The sequence below is a fragment of the Streptomyces spinosus genome, from assembly GCF_020400655.1.
GTDB classification, from domain to species: Bacteria; Actinomycetota; Actinomycetes; order Streptomycetales; family Streptomycetaceae; genus Streptomyces; species Streptomyces argyrophylli.
Window position 1 is genome coordinate 1 of sequence record NZ_JAINRC010000068.1, and the last position, 583, is coordinate 583.

Here is a 583-nt window from a genome sequence, read left to right on the forward strand (position 1 = left end):
ACGGGCGTGTCCTCGAAGGTGTCCGGAACGGGGTCGTTGACGGTCATGACGCTGCGGGCCCTCCGATCTGGGGCGTCGATCGCCCGACGTGGAGCACGTGCGCCGGCGCCCGGCCGGGAGTGAGACGCACGTAGTTGGTCCTGCCCCAGTGGTACGTCTCGCCCGTCAGTTCGTCGTGCACGGTCGGGGCGGCGTCCCAGTCCAGGCCGAGTTGCGGCATGTCCAACGAGACCGTGGCCTCCTGGGTGTGGTGCGGGTCGAGGTTCACGACCACGATGACCGTGTCCGTGCCCGCGCGCTTGCTGTAGGCGAGCACGGCATCGTTGTCGGTCGGGTGGAAGCGGAGGTCGCGCAGGCGCTGTAGCGCCGGGTGCCGCCGCCGGATGGTGTTGAGCTGGGTGATGAGGGGTGCGATGGTCCGTCCCTCGCGTGCGGCGGCTTCCCAGTCGCGGGGTTTGAGCTGGTACTTCTCGGAGTCCAGGTACTCTTCGCCGCCGTCCCTGAGCGGGGTGTTCTCGCACAGTTCGTAGCCGGAGTAGATGCCCCACGTGGGGGAGAGGGTGGCGGCGAGCACGGCACGGAC

The 583-nt window shown here is 69.3% G+C and carries 1 protein-coding gene; it reads right to left on the bottom strand.

Annotated features, from left to right (window positions below; all coding sequences use genetic code 11):
- Positions 1-43: 43 nt before the first annotated feature.
- A partial coding sequence (locus LG395_RS40940) for an alpha-glucosidase C-terminal domain-containing protein (protein WP_225814675.1) occupies positions 44-583 on the bottom strand: 540 nt, incomplete at its 5' end.